Below are 20752 nucleotides of genomic sequence, written 5' to 3' on the forward strand. Positions count from 1 at the left end.
CCTTAAGTGGCTTTGAGATTAGCGGAACGCTCTGGAAAGTGCGGCCATAGTGGGTGATAGCCCTGTACGCGAAAATCTCTTAGTCATGAAATCGAGTAGGACGGAGCACGAGAAACTTTGTCTGAATATGGGGGGACGATCCTCCAAGGCTAAATACTACTGACTGACCGATAGTGAACTAGTACCGTGAGGGAAAGGCGAAAAGAACCCCGGAGAGGGGAGTGAAATAGATCCTGAAACCGTATGCGTACAAGCAGTGGGAGCAGACTTTGTTCTGTGACTGCGTACCTTTTGTATAATGGGTCAGCGACTTATTTTCAGTGGCGAGCTTAACCGAATAGGGGAGGCGTAGCGAAAGCGAGTCTTAATAGGGCGTCTAGTCGCTGGGAATAGACCCGAAACCGGGCGATCTATCCATGGGCAGGTTGAAGGTTGGGTAACACTAACTGGATGAACCGAACCGACTACCGTTGAAAAGTTAGCGGATGACCTGTGGATCGGAGTGAAAGGCTAATCAAGCTCGGAGATAGCTGGTTCTCCTCGAAAGCTATTTAGGTAGCGCCTCATGTATCACTGTAGGGGGTAGAGCACTGTTTCGGCTAGGGGGTCATCCCGACTTACCAAACCGATGCAAACTCCGAATACCTACAAGTGCCGAGCATGGGAGACACACGGCGGGTGCTAACGTCCGTCGTGAAAAGGGAAACAACCCAGACCGTCAGCGAAGGTCCCAAAGTTATGGTTAAGTGGGAAACGATGTGGGAAGGCTTAGACAGCTAGGAGGTTGGCTTAGAAGCAGCCACCCTTTAAAGAAAGCGTAATAGCTCACTAGTCGAGTCGGCCTGCGCGGAAGATGTAACGGGGCTCAAACCATACACCGAAGCTACGGGTATCACCTTCGGGTGATGCGGTAGAGGAGCGTTCTGTAAGCCTGTGAAGGTGAGTTGAGAAGCTTGCTGGAGGTATCAGAAGTGCGAATGCTGACATGAGTAACGACAATGGGTGTGAAAAACACCCACGCCGAAAGACCAAGGTTTCCTGCGCAACGTTAATCGACGCAGGGTTAGTCGGTCCCTAAGGCGAGGCTGAAAAGCGTAGTCGATGGAAAACAGGTTAATATTCCTGTACTTCTGGTTATTGCGATGGAGGGACGGAGAAGGCTAGGCCAGCTTGGCGTTGGTTGTCCAAGTTTAAGGTGGTAGGCTGAGATCTTAGGTAAATCCGGGATCTTAAGGCCGAGAGCTGATGACGAGTGTTCTTTTAGAACACGAAGTGGTTGATGCCATGCTTCCAAGAAAAGCTTCTAAGCTTCAGGTAACCAGGAACCGTACCCCAAACCGACACAGGTGGTTGGGTAGAGAATACCAAGGCGCTTGAGAGAACTCGGGTGAAGGAACTAGGCAAAATGGCACCGTAACTTCGGGAGAAGGTGCGCCGGTGAGGGTGAAGGACTTGCTCCGTAAGCTCATGCCGGTCGAAGATACCAGGCCGCTGCGACTGTTTATTAAAAACACAGCACTCTGCAAACACGAAAGTGGACGTATAGGGTGTGACGCCTGCCCGGTGCCGGAAGGTTAATTGATGGGGTTAGCTAACGCGAAGCTCTTGATCGAAGCCCCGGTAAACGGCGGCCGTAACTATAACGGTCCTAAGGTAGCGAAATTCCTTGTCGGGTAAGTTCCGACCTGCACGAATGGCGTAACGATGGCGGCGCTGTCTCCACCCGAGACTCAGTGAAATTGAAATCGCTGTGAAGATGCAGTGTATCCGCGGCTAGACGGAAAGACCCCGTGAACCTTTACTATAGCTTTGCACTGGACTTTGAATTTGCTTGTGTAGGATAGGTGGGAGGCTTTGAAGCGTGGACGCCAGTTCGCGTGGAGCCAACCTTGAAATACCACCCTGGCAACTTTGAGGTTCTAACTCAGGTCCGTTATCCGGATCGAGGACAGTGTATGGTGGGTAGTTTGACTGGGGCGGTCTCCTCCTAAAGAGTAACGGAGGAGTACGAAGGTGCGCTCAGACCGGTCGGAAATCGGTCGTAGAGTATAAAGGCAAAAGCGCGCTTGACTGCGAGACAGACACGTCGAGCAGGTACGAAAGTAGGTCTTAGTGATCCGGTGGTTCTGTATGGAAGGGCCATCGCTCAACGGATAAAAGGTACTCCGGGGATAACAGGCTGATACCGCCCAAGAGTTCATATCGACGGCGGTGTTTGGCACCTCGATGTCGGCTCATCACATCCTGGGGCTGAAGCCGGTCCCAAGGGTATGGCTGTTCGCCATTTAAAGTGGTACGCGAGCTGGGTTTAGAACGTCGTGAGACAGTTCGGTCCTATCTGCCGTGGACGTTTGAGATTTGAGAGGGGCTGCTCCTAGTACGAGAGTGACCGGAGTGGACGAACCTCTGGTGTTCCGGTTGTCACGCCAGTGGCATTGCCGGGTAGCTATGTTCGGAATAGATAACCGCTGAAAGCATCTAAGCGGGAAACTAGCCTCAAGATGAGATCTCACTGGAACCTTGAGTTCCCTGAAGGGCCGTCGAAGACTACGACGTTGATAGGTTGGGTGTGTAAGCGCTGTGAGGCGTTGAGCTAACCAATACTAATTGCCCGTGAGGCTTGACCATATAACACCCAAGCAATTTGACTACTCGAAAGAGCATCAGATTGCGGTGTGTGAAGACGAAACGAACCGAAAGTTCGATGTTCACAAACACCGAAAGCTGTCACATACCCAATTTGCTGAAGCGAGGCCATCTGGCCACGACTCAGTACCCGAATTTCTTGACGACCATAGAGCGTTGGAACCACCTGATCCCATCCCGAACTCAGCAGTGAAACGATGCATCGCCGATGGTAGTGTGGGGTTTCCCCATGTGAGAGTAGGTCATCGTCAAGATTAAATTCCGAAACCCCAATTGCGAAAGCAGTTGGGGTTTTGTTTTGCCCGCAGGAAAGTTTTCACGACGCGTTGAGACCGTTCCGACCGTCGCAAGACCTGCCATTGGAGAAAAACGTTCTGAAGTGACCGGGCAGTTTTTGGTATGGTGCAGCTCGTTTTTTAACGGACTGATGTCATGCCCAAGGAACGGCATTAATTTATGTCAAAGAGTTGCTGTAGAAATGCCTGAACCTATCCCGATCAAGGATCACGAAAAAGAGACACGTCTGGTCAACAAACGGTTGATCGCCTGTGCTCTGTTCGTCTTTGCAGTCAGCTGTGCCCTGGTGGTGCGCCTGTACATCCTGCAAGTGGTCGAGTTCGATTACCACTCGACCATTTCCGAAAACAACCGCGTCCACGTCTTGCCGATCCCGCCCACACGCGGCTTGATCTACGACCGCAATGGCGTGTTGCTGGCTGACAACCGTCCCAGTTACAACCTGATCATCACCCGCGAACGCGCCACCGACGTCAATGAAGAGCTGAATGAGGTCATCAACCTCCTGCACCTGCCAGCCGAAGACCGCACGGTATTCGACAAGGCGATGAAGCAGTCGCGTCATCCGTTCACGCCGGTGACGCTGTTCTATGAATTGACCGAAGAGCAGATCGCCGTTCTGGCCGTTAACGAGTTCCGCTTGCCCGGGCTCGATGTTGAACCGCAGTTCGTCCGCCACTACCCACTCGGTGCGCATTTCGCCCACTCGATCGGCTATGTCGGTCGTATCAACGAAAAAGAATCCAAGACCCTCGATTCGGTCGAATACCGCGGCACGCAATCCATCGGCAAGACCGGCATCGAGCGTTTCTACGAAGCCCAGCTGCACGGCCACGTCGGCTACGAAGAAGTGGAAACCAACGCCCAGGGCCGAGTGCTGCGTGTACTCAAGCACACGGATCCGGTACAGGGTAAAAACATCGTTCTCAGCCTCGACGTTCACCTGCAAGAAGCCGCTGAGGCGGCACTGGGTGATCGTCGCGGTTCCGTAGTAGCGCTCGACCCGGCCACCGGTGAAGTGTTGGCCATGGTCAGTAACCCGAGTTTCGACCCGAACCTGTTCGTGACCGGCATCAGCTCCAAGGAATATTCGGCGCTGCGTGATTCTATCGACCGGCCGCTGTTCAACCGCGTGCTGCGCGGTCTTTACGCGCCGGGGTCGACGATCAAACCAGAAGTGGCGATCGCCGGTCTCGATGCCGGCGTCGTCACGCCGCAGACCCGCGTCTTCGATCCGGGTTACTACCAACTCCCGGACTTCGATCACAAGTACCGCAACTGGAACCACAGCGGCGATGGCTGGGTAGACATGGACGCCGCGATCATGCGTTCCAATGACACCTACTTCTACGACCTCGCACACAAGCTTGGCATTGATCGCCTGCACGACTACATGGCGATGTTCGGCCTCGGCGAAAAGGTCTCGCTGGACATGTTCGAAGAGTCGCCCGGTTTGATGCCGTCGCAAGCCTGGAAGCGCGCCACCCGCCGCCAAGCCTGGTTCCCGGGTGAAACCGTGATCCTCGGTATTGGCCAGGGCTACATGCAAGTCACGCCGCTGCAACTGGCTCAGGCCACTGCGCTGATCGCCAACAAAGGCGTGTGGAACCGTCCACACCTGGCGAAAACCGTCGATGGCGCGGCACCGGTCGATGAGAACCCGATGCCGAACATCCTGCTCAAAGACCCGCGCGATTGGGAGCAGGTAAACCACGGTATGCAAATGGTGATGCACGATGCGCGAGGCATTGCTCGTGCAGCAGCGGCCGGTGCGCAGTACCGCATTGCCGGCAAGAGTGGTACGGCGCAGGTGGTCGCGATCAAGCAGGGTGAGCGTTACAACCGCGAGAAAACCCTCGAGCGCCATCGCGACAACGCCTTGTTCGTCGGCTTCGCGCCGGCCGAGCATCCGAAAATCGCGATTGCAGTGATGATCGAAAACGGTGAGGCCGGTGGCCGAGTCGCAGGCCCTGTGGTGCGGCAGATCATGGATGCCTGGCTACTTGATCAGGATGGCCATCTCAAGCCGCAATACGCGGCGCCAGCCAAAGCGCCAGGCGATCCGCACGTTTGATCGATTACAGCTTCACAGCACAGGCTCACGCAAGCTGAGCATGTGCTGGAAGCTGTCGAGGAACACGGTCTCGGCCTGAGTCATCTTCTGCTCGCGATTCCACAGCAGCTCGATATCGAAATCCACTACGCCGTCCTCCGGTGGTAACCGCCACAGCAAACCTTGCTCGACGTCGCGCCGCACCAAGTGCGTCGGCAGACAACCGATGCCGAATCCGGCGCAGATCAATCGGTATATCTCTTCGAAACTGGTGGAAGACGCCACGATCTTGCCGGTGAACCCTTGCTGATCGCGAAACAGCGTCAACGGCGATAGATTGCCGCCGAGCTGATCACTGGTGAAGCTGACGAAGTTCTCCGCCGCCAATTCCTCAAGCGACAGATTCTGTTGCCCGAACAACCGATGGCGCTGCCCGCAAAAATACGCGTAGGTCTCGCGAAACAACACCCGCCGTTCAAGCCGTGGTTGCGCGAGACGACATAGGCCAACGCCCACCGTGGCAGTTTTTTGCAGCAGTGAACTGATGATGTTCGAGCTGCCCATCACCTCGACTTCCAGCTCGATTTTCGGATGGGTTTCATGGAAGTCCGCCAGAAAATCATCGTAGTGCCGCGCCTGCACACCGCTGACCGTGAGGATGCGGATCTTGCCGACCACGTCATCATGGCGATGCTCGATGACTGTACCCAGTCGTGAAATATCGCCATAAATATCCGCCGCGATACGCAGGACTTCCTCGCCGGTTTCGGTCAGATCAAAGCGCCGTCCGCTGCGCGCAATCAGCACACATTCCAGTTGTTCTTCGAGGCGTTTCAATGCCTGACTCACTGCCGACTGGGTGATGTGCAAGCGCGCAGCGGCGCGGCTCATGCTGCCTTCCTGGCCGATTACCAGGTAGGTGCGCAGCAGATTCCAGTCCAGCCGATCATTGAGAAAGCGCCGACCGACCCAAGGGTTGGAAGAGGACATCAAACACTCCATGTAGTAGCAGGGCTAATACTAGCGTTAAGTTTTTGAAAATTGACTAATCCTGTCACGGAAGCGATAAAGCCCACAAGCGCCACAGAGCGTGACCGTCAGCCGCCTGAAACCTGCCCAAAAAAACGATAAATACACAGGTGCCCTTGCATGCACACCACCGCTCAGCCGCGTCGCGCCGCGGCCGCTGCCTTCATTGGCACGACCATCGAATTCTACGATTTCTACATCTACGCCACTGCCGCCGCACTCGTGCTTGGGCAAGTGTTTTTCCCCAGCGAAGATCCCGTCACCAGCACGCTCGCAGCCTTCGGCAGCTTCGCCGTCGGCTTCATCGCCAGACCGATGGCCGGGATGGTTTTCGGTCATTTGGGCGACCGTCTCGGGCGCAAGAAAATGCTTCTGGTGACGATGGCGCTGATGGGCCTGGCGACTGCCGGTATCGGCTTGCTGCCGAGCTATGCCAGCGTCGGCATATGGGCGCCGATCGGTTTGATCGTGTTGCGCCTGATCCAAGGGATTTCCGTTGGTGGCGAGTGGGGCGGGGCAGTGTTGATGGCCAGCGAACATGCGCCGGCCAAGCGCAAAACCTTTTACGCATCCTTCGCTCAACTCGGCAGTCCTGCCGGATTGTTGTTGGCCTTGATCGCCTTCCGCCTCGTCACTTCGCTGGAGCCGGAAGAGTTTCTCGCCTGGGGTTGGCGTCTGCCGTTTCTCGCCAGTGGCGTGCTGATGATGGTCGGTTTGATGATCCGTTCCGGCGTGCATGAATCGCCGGAATTCGCCAAGGCCAAAGAGAACAACGAAACCTCGAAATACCCGGTGAAAGACGTGATCCGTCAGTGCTGGCGGCAGATTCTGTTCGCGGCGGCTGCGGTGACCATTGGCTCGGCCGGGTTCTTTTTCACCAACACGTTCATGATCACCTACGTCACCCAATATCAAGGCATTTCGAGGGCGACGATTCTTGATTGCCTGTTCTTGGTCACGGTGATTCAACTGCTCTCGCAACCGCTGTCGGCGCTATTGGCCGAACGCATTGGCGAAGGCCGCTTCCTGACGCTGGTTGCGTTGCTGTGCATGGTCACGCCATACCCGATGTTCCTGCTGGTCGGCACGCAAAACATCTTGCTGATGACCCTCGGCATTGCCGTCGCGGTGGTGATCCTGTCGGCGCTGTACGCAGTGATTGCCGGTTACATGACTCAGGCCTTCCCGGTGCATCTGCGCTACTCGGGGATTTCCATCGCCTATCAACTGAGCTGCGCGCTCGCCGGCGGCACCACGCCTTTGATCGGCACGCTGCTGGCCAGCAAATTTTCCGGGCAATGGCTGCCTCTGGCGGTGTTCTTCACATTGCTCTCGACCGTGTCGCTGATCGGTGTTTGCGGCCTCGCTCGGCTGCGTGCCGCGCCGGTCGTTCTGCATTCCAACAAAGAGGTGTATTCGTGAGTAAACCTGCCCACATCGATCCGATCGAATGGCAAGCCCGCTGTGAGCTCGCCGCGCTGTATCGCTTGATCGCGCATTTCCGCATGACCGACTTGATCGACACGCACATCACCCTGCGTATTCCCGGCCCTGAACATCATTTTCTGATTAACCGCTACGGGGTGATTTTCGACCGTATGCGCGCCTCGGATCTGGTGCGCATCGATCAGAACGGCAACATCGTCGACCCCGAATATGCGGGTCATCGGGTCAACGCCGCAGGCTTCGTCATTCACTCGGCGATCCACATGGCGCGCCCGGATCTGAACTGCGTGATCCACACGCACACCGCCGCCGGGATGGCCGTCGCTGCGCAAAAACAAGGCTTGCTGCCGATCAGCCAACACGCGCTGAAGTTCTACGGAAAACTGGCTTATCACACCTACGAAGGCATCGCGCTGTCGCTGGATGAACGCGAGCGTTTGATCGCCGACCTCGGCCCGCACCGCGCGATGATTTTGCGCAATCACGGTTTGCTGGTTGGTGGTTCGGGTGTGGCTCAGGCCTTTCAGGAAATCCACTTTCTCGAGCGTGCCTGTCAGGCGCAAGTGCAGGCATTGGCCGGTGGTTCGGAGCTGCATTATCCGTCCCACGAAGTCTGCGCGCACACCGCTGAACAGTTCGACCGCGATGAACAGGACAACATCATCGACCTGGCCTGGGCGGCCGCTTTGACCTTGATCGATTCCCAGCGCGAGTCCTATCTGTCATGAATACCGTTGCACTGTTGTCCCGCGACTTGCTGTTGCTCAAGCAATTGCAGGCTGCGTTTGAACGCAGCGCGCCGCACCTCACGGCAGTGCTGGCCGATGACCCGCGAGCGCTTGATGCACAGATCGCGGCGTGCTGGTTTCCGCTGCCGGGGAGTCTCGCGGCGTTGCCCAATCTGCAAGTGATTCACTCGGTGGCCGCCGGTATCGATCATCTGGAGCACGATCCGTCGTGCCCGGATCTGCCGGTGTGCCGGGTGGTCGATCCCGGTCATCGGCAAGGCATGACGGAGTATGTGCGTTGGGCGGTGATTCACTTCCACCGGGGATTTGATCAGGTGCTGCAACAGCAAAAACGCCAGCACTGGGAGCGGCCGCAGCAACGCTCGGCGAGTCAATTCAGGATCGGGATCATGGGCCTGGGATCCCTCGGCAGCGCCATCGCTGAGGATTTAACCAAAGCGGGTTATGACGTCCGTGGCTGGGCGCGAAGTACCAAGGATCTGCCGGGTGTGCAGACCTTCGCCGGCTCGAAAACCTTCACGGCGTTTTTGCACAACGTGGAGCTGCTGATCAACCTGTTGCCACTGACCCACGAGACGCGCGGCATACTCAATCAAACCACGTTCGAACACCTGGCCAACGGCGCAGCACTGGTCAATGTCGGACGCGGCGCACACCTGAATATCGAGGATCTGCAACAGGCGCTGCAAACAGGGAAACTGTGTGGCGCGATACTCGACGTCTTCGATCAGGAACCGTTACCCAGCGACCATCCACTCTGGACGACCGCCGGTGTAACGATCACCCCGCACATGGCCTCGGCAGCGTCTCACGACTGCATCGCCGAGCAGATTGCGGAGAACTTCCGCCGACTGAATTCGGGGGAAGAGCTACTCAACAGCGCCGACAGAACGCTGGGTTATTGAGTCGCCAGACACGCCTGCAAACGTTCGATAAACAGCGTCTCGGCGCGGCTCATGCGCTGGTCGCGGTTCCACAGTAAATGGATGTCGACATCGGCAATCCCTTCGTGAGGCGGCAGTCGCCAGAGCAATCCCGCCTCAACGTCGGCCGCCACCACATGCTCCGGCAGACAACCAATCCCGAACCCGGCGATCACCAGTCGTCGGACTTCCTCCAGGCTCGGCGAGGACGCGACGATGCGTCCGCTGAAACCCTGCTGATCCCGAAAAATCGTCAACGGCGAGAGCATTCCGCCAATTTGGTCGCTGGTAAAACTGACGAAATTCTCGCGCTGCAAATCGCCTTCGCTGACGTCCTCGCGACCGAACAATTCATGGTGCTTGCCGCAGAAAAACGCATAGCGCTGCCGCAGAAACAAACGCTGCTCCAGACGCGGTTGCGGGCGGCGATTGAGGCTCAGGCCGAGGGTCGCGGTTTTCTCCTGCAAGGCGCTGACGATGTCGGAACTGCGCATCACATCGACCTCCAGATCCACCCGTGGGTACTGGCGATGGAAGTCGGCAAGAAAGTCATCGAACCGGTCGGAGAAGATCCGGCTGATGATCAACAGGCGCACTTTACCGATCACTTCGTCGGCCGGCTGTTCGAGCAATCCGCCGACCTGTGACACCTGTCCGTAAATCTCGCCAGCGAGTTCGAAGATCTGCTCGCCGACTTCGGTCAGGGCAAAGCGCGGGCCACGCCGGGCGATCAGTTGCCGGCCGAGTTGTTCTTCCAGACGCTTGAGTGCCTGGCTCACCGCCGGTTGCGTCAGGTGCAAACGCGCGGCGGCGCGGCTGATGCTCAGCTCCTGACCGATCACGCGGAAGGTGCGCAACAGGTTCCAGTCCAGACGATCATTCAGCAGACGTTGTACATCGCGCTCAGCCATCGTGGCCTCGATTATAAGTTGGTGTAATAGTCGGAATAATAAATAGAAAATTGACTAATCATAGCCCCGAGACGATAAATCACTTCCAGACAAGCACCGCCAGAGTGCCTTGCCCCAGCGTTTTCCTCCTGCCAAAAAAACAATCAAAGGAGCCCGACCATGAAGCCCCAAGCTTCCAACCAGCCGCGCCGTGCGGCAGCCGCTGCCTTTATCGGCACCATGATTGAGTGGTACGACTTTTACATCTACGCCACCGCCGCCGCGCTGGTGTTTGGCGCGTTGTTTTTCCCTTCCGATGATCCATTGTTCAGCACCATGGCCGCCTTCGGCACCTTCGCCGTGGGCTTTTTTGCGCGGCCGTTGGGCGGGATCATTTTTGGCCACATCGGCGACCGCATCGGCCGCAAGAAATCGCTGATCATCACGTTGCTGATGATGGGCGTGGTCACCGTGTGCATCGGTCTGCTGCCGACCTACGCCCAGATCGGCGTGGCCGCGCCGGTGCTGCTGATTCTGCTGCGCGTCGTCCAGGGTATCGCCGTCGGTGGCGAGTGGGGCGGGGCGGTGTTGATGGCCGGCGAACATGCGCCGAAGGGCCGGCGCAACTTCTTCGCGTCCTTCGCCCAACTCGGTAGCCCGGCGGGTTTGATCCTCTCGCTGCTGGCATTCAGCGCGGTGACCCGTTTGCCCGAAGAAGATTTGATGAGTTGGGGTTGGCGTCTGCCGTTCCTCGCCAGCGCGTTGTTACTGCTGGTCGGTCTGGCGATTCGTCTGGGCGTGAATGAGTCGCCGGAATTCCTCGCCAGCCGCGAGAAGGCGAGCAAGGAAACCCGTAAGGAGCAAGCGCCGGTGATGGAGGTTCTGCGCACCGCGTGGCGCCCACTGTTGCTGTGCATCGGCGCCAACACGCTGGGCATTGCCGGGGTGTATTTCACCAACACCTTCATGATCGCCTACACCACTCAGCAACTGGCGCTGCCGCGTTCGTTGATTCTTGAATGCCTGTTCGTCGTTGCGATCATTCAGTTTTGCATTCAGCCGCTGGCGGCATGGACAGCGGAGAAGATCGGCGCCACGCGTTTCCTGTGTCTGGTGTCGTTGCTGGCGATGGCCTCGCCGTATCCGATGTTTGTCCTGGTGAGTTCGGCGCAGGCGCCGCTGATCATTCTTGGCATCGCATTGGCGGTGGTGTGCATGGCGTCGTTTTACGCGGTGATCGCCGGGTACGTCAGCGGCATGTTCGAGACCCGCGTGCGCTACACCGCGATTTCGCTGGCCTATCAGATTTGCGGAGCGGTGGCGGGTGGTCTGACGCCGCTGATCGGCACCATGCTCGCGCACAAGTTCACCGGTCAGTGGTGGCCGCTGGCGGTGTTCTACAGCCTGATCGCTGCGGTTTCGCTGATCTGCGTGTTGTCCCTCGCACGCCGCCATGCCAGCGCTCATCGCGCGGAAATGGCCTCAATCTAATCTCGGATTCCAGGAGCACCTCATGTTGAAGATCAATGGCGAACGCCTGTGGGCGAGCCTGATGGCGATGGCCGAAATCGGCGCAACCGCACGCGGTGGCAGCTGCCGTCTGGCGTTGAGCGACGAAGACAAAGCAGGCCGCGAACTGTTCGCCCACTGGTGCCGCGAAGCGGGCATGACGCTGAGTGTCGATGCCATCGGCAACCTGTTCGCCCGTCGTCCCGGCACCGATCCGGACGCGGCGCCGGTGATGATGGGTAGTCACCTCGACACCCAACCGGAAGGTGGCCGCTTCGATGGCGTGTACGGCGTATTGGCCGGTCTGGAAGTGGTGCGCTGCCTCAATGACCAGAACATCAAAACCCGCAAACCGCTGGAAATCGCGGTGTGGACGAACGAGGAGGGCGCGCGGTTTACTCCGGCGATGTTCGGCTCGGCGGTGTTCACCGGGATCATGGATTTGCAGGCCGCACTGGCGGTGCTCGACGCCAACGGCATCAGCGTTGCCGAAGAATTGCAGCGCCTTGGTTACGCCGCTGACCGTGCCTTGGGAGGTGCGGTGGATGCCTATTTCGAAGCGCACATCGAGCAAGGCCCGATCCTTGAAGACAACGCGAAAAGCATCGGTGTGGTCAGCGGTGGCCAAGCGATCCGCTGGCTCGATGTGCGCGTCGAAGGCATGGCCGCGCATGCCGGCACCACGCCGATGCCGTTGCGCAAGGATGCCTTGTACGGCGTGGCACGGATGATTCAGGCGATTGAAGAACTGGCGGCAGATTTTGCGCCCGAGGGGCTCACCACCGTGGGCGAACTGAGCATCAATAAATCGTCGCGCAACACCATTCCCGGGCTGGTGAATTTCACCGTCGATTTGCGTCATCACCGTGACGACGCTATCGCCGCGATGGAACAACAAGTGCGCGCACGTTTGCAGGCGATCGCCGATGCGCGGGGTTTGAGCGTGACGATCACCCCGCACTGGATCAGCCCGGCCACGCCGTTCGACGCCGATTGTGTGGCGGCGGTGCAATCGGCGGTGGATGCGCTGGGCTACGCTCAGCAATCGATTGTCAGCGGCGCCGGGCATGACGCGATTCTGCTAGCGCGATACTGCCCGACGGCGATGGTGTTCATTCCGTGCGTCGGCGGCTTGAGCCATAACGAGGCCGAAGATGTGCTGCCCGAGGATGTGCGCCAAGGCACCGATGTGTTGCTCAACGCCGTCCTCGCCCGCGCTGAAATCTCCCGGTAGTCCCCAATCCCCATGTGGGAGCGGGCTTGCTCGCGATGGGGCCGTGTTAGCCACCATCAACGTCAAATGACAGACCGCTATCGCGAGCAGGCTCACTCCTACAGTTGAAATCGGTCATTTTGAAGATTTGTATTAACTGACAGGAATCCATCCCATGCGCAGTTTTTTCCACCCAGAACAATTGCTCCACCATCCACGCAGCTATTACTCCCGTGGCCAGATGCGCACGCCGCAGGAAGTCCCCGAGCGCGCGCAGCGTCTGGTGCAAGCCGCGCACAATCTGGGCTTCAGCGTCGTACAACCGACCGACGCCGGCCTCGCGCCATTGCTCGCGGTACACGGCGCGCCGTACCTGACATTCCTCCAGGAAGCGCACGCCCGATGGAAAGAAATCCCCGAAGACTGGGGCGATGAAGTCATGTCGAACATCTTCGTCCGCGAACCCAATGCCCTGCGCGGCATCCTCGCGCAGGCCGCACGCTATCTCGCCGACGGCAGTTGCCCGGTCGGCGAGCAGACCTGGCGTTCGGCGTACTGGTCGGCACAAAGCGCGGTGGCGGGCGCGCAGGCGTTGATCGATGGCGAGCCGGCGGCGTACGCGCTGTGCCGCCCGCCGGGACACCACGCTCGTGCCGAAGCCGCCGGTGGTTTTTGCTATGTGAACAACGCGGCGGTGGCGGCGCAGGTGTTGCGTGACAAGTTCGCCAAGGTCGCGGTGCTCGATACCGACATGCATCACGGTCAGGGCATTCAGGAAATATTCTACGACCGCGATGACGTGCTCTACGTCTCGGTGCATGGCGATCCGACCAACTTCTATCCGGGCGTGGCCGGGTTTGCCGAAGAACGCGGTGCGGGCGCGGGGGAGGGCTTCAATCTCAATCTGCCGATGGCGCATGGTGCGAGTGAAGCGGATTTCCTTGGGCAACTCGATGTGGCGTTGGCGGCGGTGCGTAAGTTTGGTGCCGAGGTGCTGGTGCTGTCGTTGGGGTTCGATATTTATGAGCTGGATCCGCAGAGCAAAGTGGCGGTGACGCGTGAAGGGTTTGCCACCTTGGGTGAGTTGATTCGCGGGCTTGGGTTGCCGTGTTTGATTGTGCAAGAGGGTGGGTATCACCTGGAGAGTCTTGAGGATAATGCCCGGGCGTTTTTTGTGAATGGTGAGGTTTGGCAGATCTGATATTTGGGTTGTTTGACCGATAGTCTTCGCGAGCAAGCCCGCTCCCACATGTTGAAATGCATTCCAATGTGGGAGCGGGCTTGCTCGCGAAGAATCTCTCAAAACCGCCGCAAAACTCAGGCCCCCGGCACCGGGCAACTCATGTCACCTTCCTCACACTTCAAATACTCCTTCAGCGCCTCAACCCGCACCTTGGTCACCCCGGTCAGGCAATTGCTGTAAATCAACGGATAAACACTCCCGCCCGCGACCCCGGATGCCGAAAACTTGCACTCCGCATCACGAAACCCGACCCACGCCCGCTGCGCACTGACCAACAGCTTCTTGCCCTCAGGGTTATCCTTCAAGCGCCCGGTAATCTGCTGATACGCCGCATTCAACTCTTTGTCCGCCGCTTTGAAATCCTGCCCGGCGCACTGATTCATCGTCGCCTGATCGCTGGCGTTGGCGCAGTCGACGGCGGCGTGGGCGAGGGAGGGGAATAGTAATGGCGTCAGGGCCAGCAACAGGCGTGGGGACATTTGCGGTCTCACTTTTGGTATCAGGAATGCCACGTATTGTAGCGGTCAAGTTCAACTGCCGCTGTAACCGCGCAGGCGCATGCAGTCATTGGTCAGGTCGATCTGTTTCTCCGCCACCACGATGCCATCACCCACCCCGGCACCGACTGCCGCTGACATGCTTTTGTCCGACGGGGCGCTGCTGTAACTGGCGGTTGCCGATTTGGCCTGGTATTGGCACTCGGCTTTATCGTGATCGATGGTCGCCTGGGTCGCACCGGGCTTGCTCCACTGATCCACGGAGGTCACGCAACCAGACAGCGTCAGCAGGGCTGTCCACAGAACGAGGTGCATTCGCCGCATGTCGGTCTCCCGATATCCGTTGGATTGACCCTTGAGTCTAGACGCAACTTCGCGTGGCACCGGTGACCAAATAGCTCCTTGATACAACTTCACATTGGACATGTGGTCATACAAGCCTAGTGTTCAGAACAGGAGGTGACGTATGAAACCAGTACCCAATAGTTTCGAACGCAAGATTTCGCTGAAGGCGCCGCGTTCTCATGTCTGGCGTGCATTGGTCGACGCCGAGGCGTTTGGCCAGTGGTTTGGCGTGGCGCTGGAGGGCAGGCGGTTTATTGCCGGTGAATGGACGCAAGGGCAGGTCACGTATCCGGGTTATGAACACGTGTTGTGGAATGTGCTGATCGAGCGGGTCGAGCCGCAGCAGTTGTTTTCGTTTCGCTGGCACCCGTATGCGGTGAATCCGAAGATCGACTATTCCCAGGAACCGACCACATTGGTCAGGTTCGAGCTGCAGGATTACGAGGACGGCACACTGCTCAAGGTTTCCGAGTCAGGTTTCGCGCATATCCCCGATATTCGCCAGAAAGAGGCTTATTTCATGGACAGCCGCGGCTGGGAGGAGCAACTGAGCCGACTTGAACAGTTCCTGACCGAAAGTGCCAAGGCCCGAGCGCGTGACGGTGGCTGACATTTTCCAACCGTGGCTGCAGCGTTGGTCATTGGTGCCGGACGGCGAGCCGATCATCACTCTCGGCAGCCTTTTGCTGCCGGTGCGCCACGGCGATACCCCGGCGATGCTCAAAGTGGCGATGGACGCCGATGAAAAAATCGGCAACCTGCTGATGTCCTGGTGGGACGGCGATGGCGCCGCGCAGGTGCTGGCGCATCACGAGGATGGCTTGCTGATGGAGCGGGCCATGGGCCGGCGTTCGCTGATGCACATGGCGCTGAATGGCGAGGACGACGAGGCCAGCCGGATTCTGTGTGCGGCGCTGGCGCGGCTGCATGCACCGCGCGCGACGCCACCGCCGCCGTTGGTGGAGCTGGGGCCGTGGTTTGCTTCGCTGCGAATCGCTGCGGCCCAGCATGGCGGTCTCTACGGCTTAAGCCTGGAAACGGCAGAAACATTGCTCGCCAGCCCGCAGGACGTGGTGGTGTTGCACGGCGATATGCATCACGACAATGTGCTGGATTTCGGTGAGCGTGGCTGGTTGGCCATCGACCCGAAGCGGGTCAGGGGCGAGCGCGCTTTTGACTACGCCAATTTGATCTGCAATCCCGATCTGCCCTCAGCCACCAATCCCCAACGTTTTCGCCGACAGCTTGAGGTGATAACCGACGCCGCCGGGCTGGATCGCCAAAGACTGCTGCAATGGGTGCTGGCGTTCGCCGGATTATCTGCCGCATGGTTTTTGGAAGATGACGCACTCGAGCAGGCCTCAGGGCAGCTGAAAGTTGCGCAGATTGCCGCTTCCATGCTCGACGCCTGACACGTCTAAGGGTTTTCGGAAGGGTCGCTATGGCGAATGTCCTACACGCGATGGTAGCTATGTCGACTATTGTCGATTGGATCCCACGGTTAATCTAGCCACATCAACTGAGACACAGGGAGTGTTTCAGGATCACGGATGATCGACCATTTGCAAGGATCGCTGCCGACAGGGAGTCGATAATGGTCTTGGGAAAAACCCGCTTCGGCGGGTTTTTTTTTGCCCTGTAGGAGCTGCCGCCGGCTGCGATCTTTTGATCTTGATTTTAAAAAAGATCAAAAGATCGCAGCCTGCGGCAGCTCCTACATGGGTTTCAGCGTTATGAGGCGATGAGTTGGCGCAGGACGTAATGCAGGATCCCTCCTGATTTGAAGTACTCCACCTCATTCAACGTATCGATCCGGCACAGCACTTCAATCTTCTCCTGACGCCCATCCTCCCGCGTAATCACCAATGGCAAATTCATCCGCGGTGTCAGTTCAACCCCGGTCAAACCCTTGATCTCAAACGTCTCCTTGCCCGTCAGATTCAGGCTCTTGCGGTTCTGATCGAGCTTGAACTGCAACGGCAACACGCCCATGCCCACCAAGTTGGAACGGTGAATCCGTTCAAAACTCTCGGCAATTACCGCTTTCACGCCCAGCAGATTCGTACCCTTGGCCGCCCAGTCACGACTTGAACCGGTGCCATATTCCTGCCCGGCAATCACCACCAGCGGCGTGCCCGAGGCCTGATATTTCATGGCCGCGTCGTAGATCGCCAGTTTCTCGCCAGTCGGAATGTAGATGGTGTTGCCACCTTCTTCACCGCCAAGCATCTCGTTACGAATACGGATGTTGGCGAAGGTGCCGCGCATCATCACTTCGTGATTGCCGCGGCGTGAGCCGTAGGAGTTGAAGTCCCGCGGTTCCACGCCTTTTTCACGCAGATACTCGCCGGCGGGGCTGTCAGCCTTGATGTTGCCGGCGGGGGAGATGTGGTCGGTGGTCACCGAGTCGCCGAGCAAGGCCAGAACGCGAGCGCCTTTGACGTCTTTGATTTCCGGCAACGGCCCGGAAATGTCGTCGAAAAACGGCGGATGCTGGATATAAGTCGAATCGTCCTGCCAGACATAGGTGGCGGCTTGCGGCACCTCGATGGCTTGCCATTGCTCATCACCGGCGAACACCTCGGCGTATTCCTTGTGAAACATCGCGGTGTTGACCTGGCTGACCGCGTCGGCAATTTCTTTGCTGCTTGGCCAGATATCGCGCAAGTACACCGGATTGCCTTGCTTGTCCTCACCCAGCGGTTCGCTGCTGATGTCGCTGCGCACGCTGCCGGCCAAGGCATAGGCGACCACCAGCGGCGGCGAGGCCAGCCAGTTGGTTTTCACCAACGGATGCACACGACCTTCAAAGTTACGGTTGCCGGACAGCACCGAGGCGACGGTGAGATCGGCTTTCTGGATGGCTTTTTCAATCGGCTCGGGCAACGGCCCGGAGTTGCCGATGCAGGTGGTGCAGCCGTAGCCGACCAGCGAAAACCCGAGCTGGTCGAGGTATTGCGTCAGCCCGGCAGCCTTGTAGTAGTCGGTAACCACTTTCGAACCCGGCGCCAGCGAACTCTTCACCCATGGCTTGCGGGTCAGGCCTTTTTCCACGGCTTTTTTCGCCAGCAGACCGGCCGCCATCATCACGCTCGGGTTGGAGGTGTTGGTGCAGGAGGTAATTGCCGCGATCACCACCGCACCGTTTTTCAGACGATAGGTGTGGCCTTCATATTCATATTCGGTTTCGCCGACCAGATCGGCATTGCCCACCGCCACGCCACCACCGCCCTCACTCTCCAGGCGTCCTTCATCTTTACTGGTGGGTTTGAATTGCAGATCGATGAAGTCGCTGAAGGCTTGCGGCACATTGGGCAGCGACACGCGATCCTGCGGACGTTTCGGCCCGGCCAGACTCGCTTCGACGCTGCCCATGTCCAGCGCCAGGCTATCGGTGAACACCGGTTCCTGACCGGGCAGACGCCACAGGCCCTGAGCCTTGGTGTACGCCTCGACCAGTTTCACCGTTTCCGGTGGCCGCCCGGACAGACGCAGATATTCCAGCGTCACGTCATCGACCGGGAAGAAACCGCACGTCGCACCGTATTCCGGGGCCATGTTGGCGATGGTCGCGCGGTCGGCCAGCGGTAGGTCAGCGAGGCCGTCGCCATAAAATTCGACGAATTTGCCGACAACGCCTTTCTTGCGCAGCATCTGCGTTACGGTCAGCACCAGGTCAGTGGCGGTGATGCCTTCTTTTAGTTTGCCGGTCAGTTTGAAACCAATCACTTCCGGAATCAGCATCGACACCGGTTGCCCGAGCATCGCCGCTTCCGCCTCGATCCCGCCGACGCCCCAGCCGAGTACGCCGAGGCCGTTGATCATGGTGGTGTGGGAGTCGGTGCCGACCAGGGTGTCGGGAAAGGCATAGGTGCGGCCGTCTTCATCCTTTGTCCACACGGTGCGGCCGAGGTATTCAAGGTTGACCTGGTGGCAGATGCCGGTGCCCGGCGGGACGACGCTGAAATTGTCGAAGGCACTCTGGCCCCAGCGCAGAAAGGCGTAACGCTCGCCGTTGCGCTGCATTTCGATATCGACGTTCTGCTCGAACGCGCTCGGCGTGGCGAATTTGTCGACCATCACCGAGTGGTCGATCACCAGATCCACCGGTGACAGCGGGTTGATCCGTTGCGGGTCGCCGCCGGCCTTGGCCATCGCCGCACGCATGGCGGCGAGGTCGACCACGGCGGGAACTCCGGTAAAGTCTTGCATCAATACGCGGGCAGGGCGGTACTGGATTTCCCGATCGGAGCGACGCTCCTTGAGCCACGCGGCAATCGCCTTGAGGTCAGCGCCGGTGACAGTTTTTTCATCTTCCCAGCGCAGCAGGTTTTCCAGCAGGACTTTCAACGACATCGGTAGCTTGTCCAGATCACCCAGGCTTTTGGCGGCATCCGGCAGGCTGAAATAGTGGTAGGTCTTTTGGTCAATCTGCAGTGTTTTGAGGGTCTTCAGACTATCGAGGGACGGCATTACGATCACTCCTTTGAATCCGCACGGCTACGGATTGAGGGGACGGGCAGAGCTATCAACGTAGCCCTGTTTTCATTAGCTGGCTAATAACTGGACTCTATGGGCAAGTCCAAGGTTCCGACATCGGCTATCATGCGCCGGTTTTCGTGACAGGCTTTGCTTCAACGCAAGGCTTGAGCATCGCGCAGGGGCCGAATGATCGCCCGCTGCCCAGGAGTAAGAATGAACACCCTATTCATGCATTGCCGGCCAGGCTTCGAAGGCGAAGTCTGTTCGGAAATTTCCGACCTCGCCGCCCGGCTCAACGTGGCCGGTTACGCCAAGGCCAAAGCGGCCACTGCCTGCGCCGAGTTTGTCTGCACCGAAGAAGACGGCGCCGAGCGCCTGATGCGCGGCCAGCGTTTCGCCGAGCTGATCTTCCCGCGCCAATGGGCGCGCGGCGTATTTATCGATCTGCCGGAAACCGACCGCATCAGCGTGATCCTCGCGCACATGGCCGATTTCCCGGTGTGCGGCAGCCTGTGGCTGGAAGTCGTCGACACTAACGACGGCAAGGAACTGTCGAACTTCTGCAAGAAATTCGAAGGCCCGCTGCGGAAGGCGCTGACCGGCGCCGGCAAACTGGTCGACGACGCGAGCAAGCCGCGCCTGTTGCTGACGTTCAAAAGTGGTCGTGAAGTGTTTCTCGGTATGGCTGACGCGGGTAACTCGGCGATGTGGCCAATGGGCATTCCGCGCCTGAAGTTTCCGCGCGAGGCACCAAGCCGTTCGACGTTGAAGCTGGAAGAAGCCTGGCACCACTTTATCCCGCGTGATCAGTGGGAAGATCGTCTGCACAGTGACATGACCGGCGTCGACCTTGGCGCAGCGCCGGGCGGCTGGACCTGGCAACTGGTCAATCGCGGCATGCTGGTGACGGCGATCGACAACGGCCCGATGGCTGAAAGCCTGATGGACACCGGTCTGGTGCAGCATTTGATGGCCGACGGTTTCACCTTCAAGCCCAAGCAACCGGTGGACTGGATGGTCTGCGACATCGTCGAAAAGCCTGCGCGTAACGCAGCGATGCTCGAAGAGTGGATCGGCGAGGGGCATTGCCGCGAGGCGGTGGTCAACCTGAAGCTGCCGATGAAGCAGCGTTATGCCGAAGTGAAGCGTTTGCTTGAGCGCATCGCCGATGGCTTCAAAGCGCGCGGGATCAAGGTCGATATCGGCTGCAAACAGCTGTACCACGACCGTGAAGAAGTGACCTGCCACCTGCGCCGTCACGACATCAAGAAACCAAAATCCCGCTGATTCTCCCTGTAGGAGCTGCCGAAGGCTGCGATCTTTTGATCTTGTTTTTGAAGATCCAGATCAAAAGATCGCAGCCTTCGGCAGCTCCTACATAGGGTGCGGTTTAAAGCTATAGATGACCGAACACCCGGCATTGCGCGACA

General features: G+C 58.4%; 15 protein-coding genes and 2 rRNA genes (1 of these 17 running past the window's edge). 12 read left to right on the forward strand and 5 right to left on the reverse strand.

Annotated features, from left to right (window positions below; genetic code table 11):
- The 3 genes from ACZZ0D_RS05740 to mrdA all read left to right on the forward strand — a co-directional run.
- Positions 1-2628 (forward strand): 23S ribosomal RNA (locus tag ACZZ0D_RS05740); it begins 267 nt to the left of the window's first position.
- A gap of 156 nt (positions 2629-2784) precedes the next feature.
- Positions 2785-2900: ribosomal RNA gene (gene rrf, locus ACZZ0D_RS05745) — 5S ribosomal RNA — on the forward strand.
- A gap of 224 nt (positions 2901-3124) precedes the next feature.
- The gene (gene mrdA, locus ACZZ0D_RS05750) at positions 3125-5017 is read left to right on the forward strand and encodes a penicillin-binding protein 2 (RefSeq protein ID WP_463552652.1); all 1893 of its coding nucleotides are present in this window, start codon (positions 3125-3127) and stop codon (positions 5015-5017) included.
- A gap of 12 nt (positions 5018-5029) precedes the next feature.
- Here the strand turns inward: mrdA and ACZZ0D_RS05755 are convergent, their stop codons facing one another.
- A complete protein-coding gene (locus ACZZ0D_RS05755; protein WP_172680132.1) occupies positions 5030-5989 on the reverse strand; it encodes a LysR family transcriptional regulator in 960 nt (319 codons plus the stop codon).
- Positions 5990-6145: 156 nt separating this feature from the next.
- Here ACZZ0D_RS05755 and ACZZ0D_RS05760 point away from each other — a divergent pair, with 156 nt between their 5' ends.
- The 3 genes from ACZZ0D_RS05760 to ACZZ0D_RS05770 are packed head-to-tail and all read left to right on the forward strand — an operon-like array spanning position 6146 to position 9125.
- A complete protein-coding gene (locus ACZZ0D_RS05760; protein ID WP_159814326.1) occupies positions 6146-7447 on the forward strand; it encodes an MFS transporter in 1302 nt (433 codons plus the stop codon).
- The gene (locus ACZZ0D_RS05765) at positions 7444-8199 is read left to right on the forward strand and encodes a class II aldolase/adducin family protein (RefSeq protein WP_463552653.1); all 756 of its coding nucleotides are present in this window, start codon (positions 7444-7446) and stop codon (positions 8197-8199) included. The genes ACZZ0D_RS05760 and ACZZ0D_RS05765 overlap by 4 nt, the downstream gene beginning before the upstream one ends.
- Positions 8196-9125: a 2-hydroxyacid dehydrogenase gene (locus ACZZ0D_RS05770; RefSeq protein ID WP_463552654.1), complete on the forward strand. Its 930-nt coding sequence runs from the start codon at positions 8196-8198 to the stop codon at positions 9123-9125. The genes ACZZ0D_RS05765 and ACZZ0D_RS05770 overlap by 4 nt, the downstream gene beginning before the upstream one ends.
- On the opposite strand, the gene ACZZ0D_RS05775 is transcribed toward ACZZ0D_RS05770, so the two are convergent.
- Positions 9119-10054 (reverse strand): LysR family transcriptional regulator, encoded by a 936-nt coding sequence (locus ACZZ0D_RS05775; protein WP_053122127.1) that lies wholly within the window; start codon positions 10052-10054, stop codon positions 9119-9121. The two genes, ACZZ0D_RS05770 and ACZZ0D_RS05775, sit on opposite strands and share 7 nt — an antisense overlap.
- 159 nt (positions 10055-10213) lie before the next feature.
- Here ACZZ0D_RS05775 and ACZZ0D_RS05780 point away from each other — a divergent pair, with 159 nt between their 5' ends.
- From ACZZ0D_RS05780 to ACZZ0D_RS05790, 3 genes are all read left to right on the forward strand, one after another.
- Entirely contained in the window at positions 10214-11524 is a 1311-nt protein-coding gene (locus tag ACZZ0D_RS05780; protein WP_053122125.1) for an MFS transporter, read from the forward strand.
- Positions 11525-11546: 22 nt separating this feature from the next.
- Entirely contained in the window at positions 11547-12776 is a 1230-nt protein-coding gene (locus ACZZ0D_RS05785) for a Zn-dependent hydrolase (protein ID WP_463552655.1), read from the forward strand.
- 154 nt (positions 12777-12930) lie between these two features.
- Positions 12931-13956: a histone deacetylase family protein gene (locus tag ACZZ0D_RS05790; RefSeq protein ID WP_463552656.1), complete on the forward strand. Its 1026-nt coding sequence runs from the start codon at positions 12931-12933 to the stop codon at positions 13954-13956.
- Between the two features lie 116 nt (positions 13957-14072).
- Here ACZZ0D_RS05790 and ACZZ0D_RS05795 read toward each other — a convergent pair whose 3' ends face one another.
- Entirely contained in the window at positions 14073-14477 is a 405-nt protein-coding gene (locus tag ACZZ0D_RS05795; protein WP_463552657.1) for a lysozyme inhibitor LprI family protein, read from the reverse strand.
- Between the two features lie 51 nt (positions 14478-14528).
- The gene (locus tag ACZZ0D_RS05800; RefSeq protein WP_463552658.1) at positions 14529-14819 is read right to left on the reverse strand and encodes a hypothetical protein; all 291 of its coding nucleotides are present in this window, start codon (positions 14817-14819) and stop codon (positions 14529-14531) included.
- Positions 14820-14961: 142 nt separating this feature from the next.
- Between ACZZ0D_RS05800 and ACZZ0D_RS05805 the strand changes: the two genes are divergently transcribed.
- Positions 14962-15450 (forward strand): SRPBCC family protein, encoded by a 489-nt coding sequence (locus ACZZ0D_RS05805; protein ID WP_212545619.1) that lies wholly within the window; start codon positions 14962-14964, stop codon positions 15448-15450.
- Positions 15437-16252 carry an aminoglycoside phosphotransferase family protein gene (locus ACZZ0D_RS05810; RefSeq protein ID WP_463552660.1) on the forward strand — a complete coding sequence of 272 codons (816 nt, stop codon included), beginning with the start codon at positions 15437-15439 and terminating at the stop codon, positions 16250-16252. Before ACZZ0D_RS05805 ends, ACZZ0D_RS05810 begins: the two co-directional genes overlap by 14 nt.
- A 319-nt stretch (positions 16253-16571) precedes the next feature.
- Here the strand turns inward: ACZZ0D_RS05810 and acnA are convergent, their stop codons facing one another.
- Positions 16572-19313 carry an aconitate hydratase AcnA gene (gene acnA / locus ACZZ0D_RS05815; RefSeq protein ID WP_053122114.1) on the reverse strand — a complete coding sequence of 914 codons (2742 nt, stop codon included), beginning with the start codon at positions 19311-19313 and terminating at the stop codon, positions 16572-16574.
- A gap of 222 nt (positions 19314-19535) precedes the next feature.
- Between acnA and rlmM the strand changes: the two genes are divergently transcribed.
- Positions 19536-20609, forward strand: a complete 1074-nt coding sequence (gene rlmM / locus ACZZ0D_RS05820; protein WP_401239514.1) for a 23S rRNA (cytidine(2498)-2'-O)-methyltransferase RlmM — start codon at positions 19536-19538, stop codon at positions 20607-20609.
- Positions 20610-20752: the final 143 nt, after the last annotated feature.

This window comes from Pseudomonas sp. AC193, from assembly GCF_979258075.1.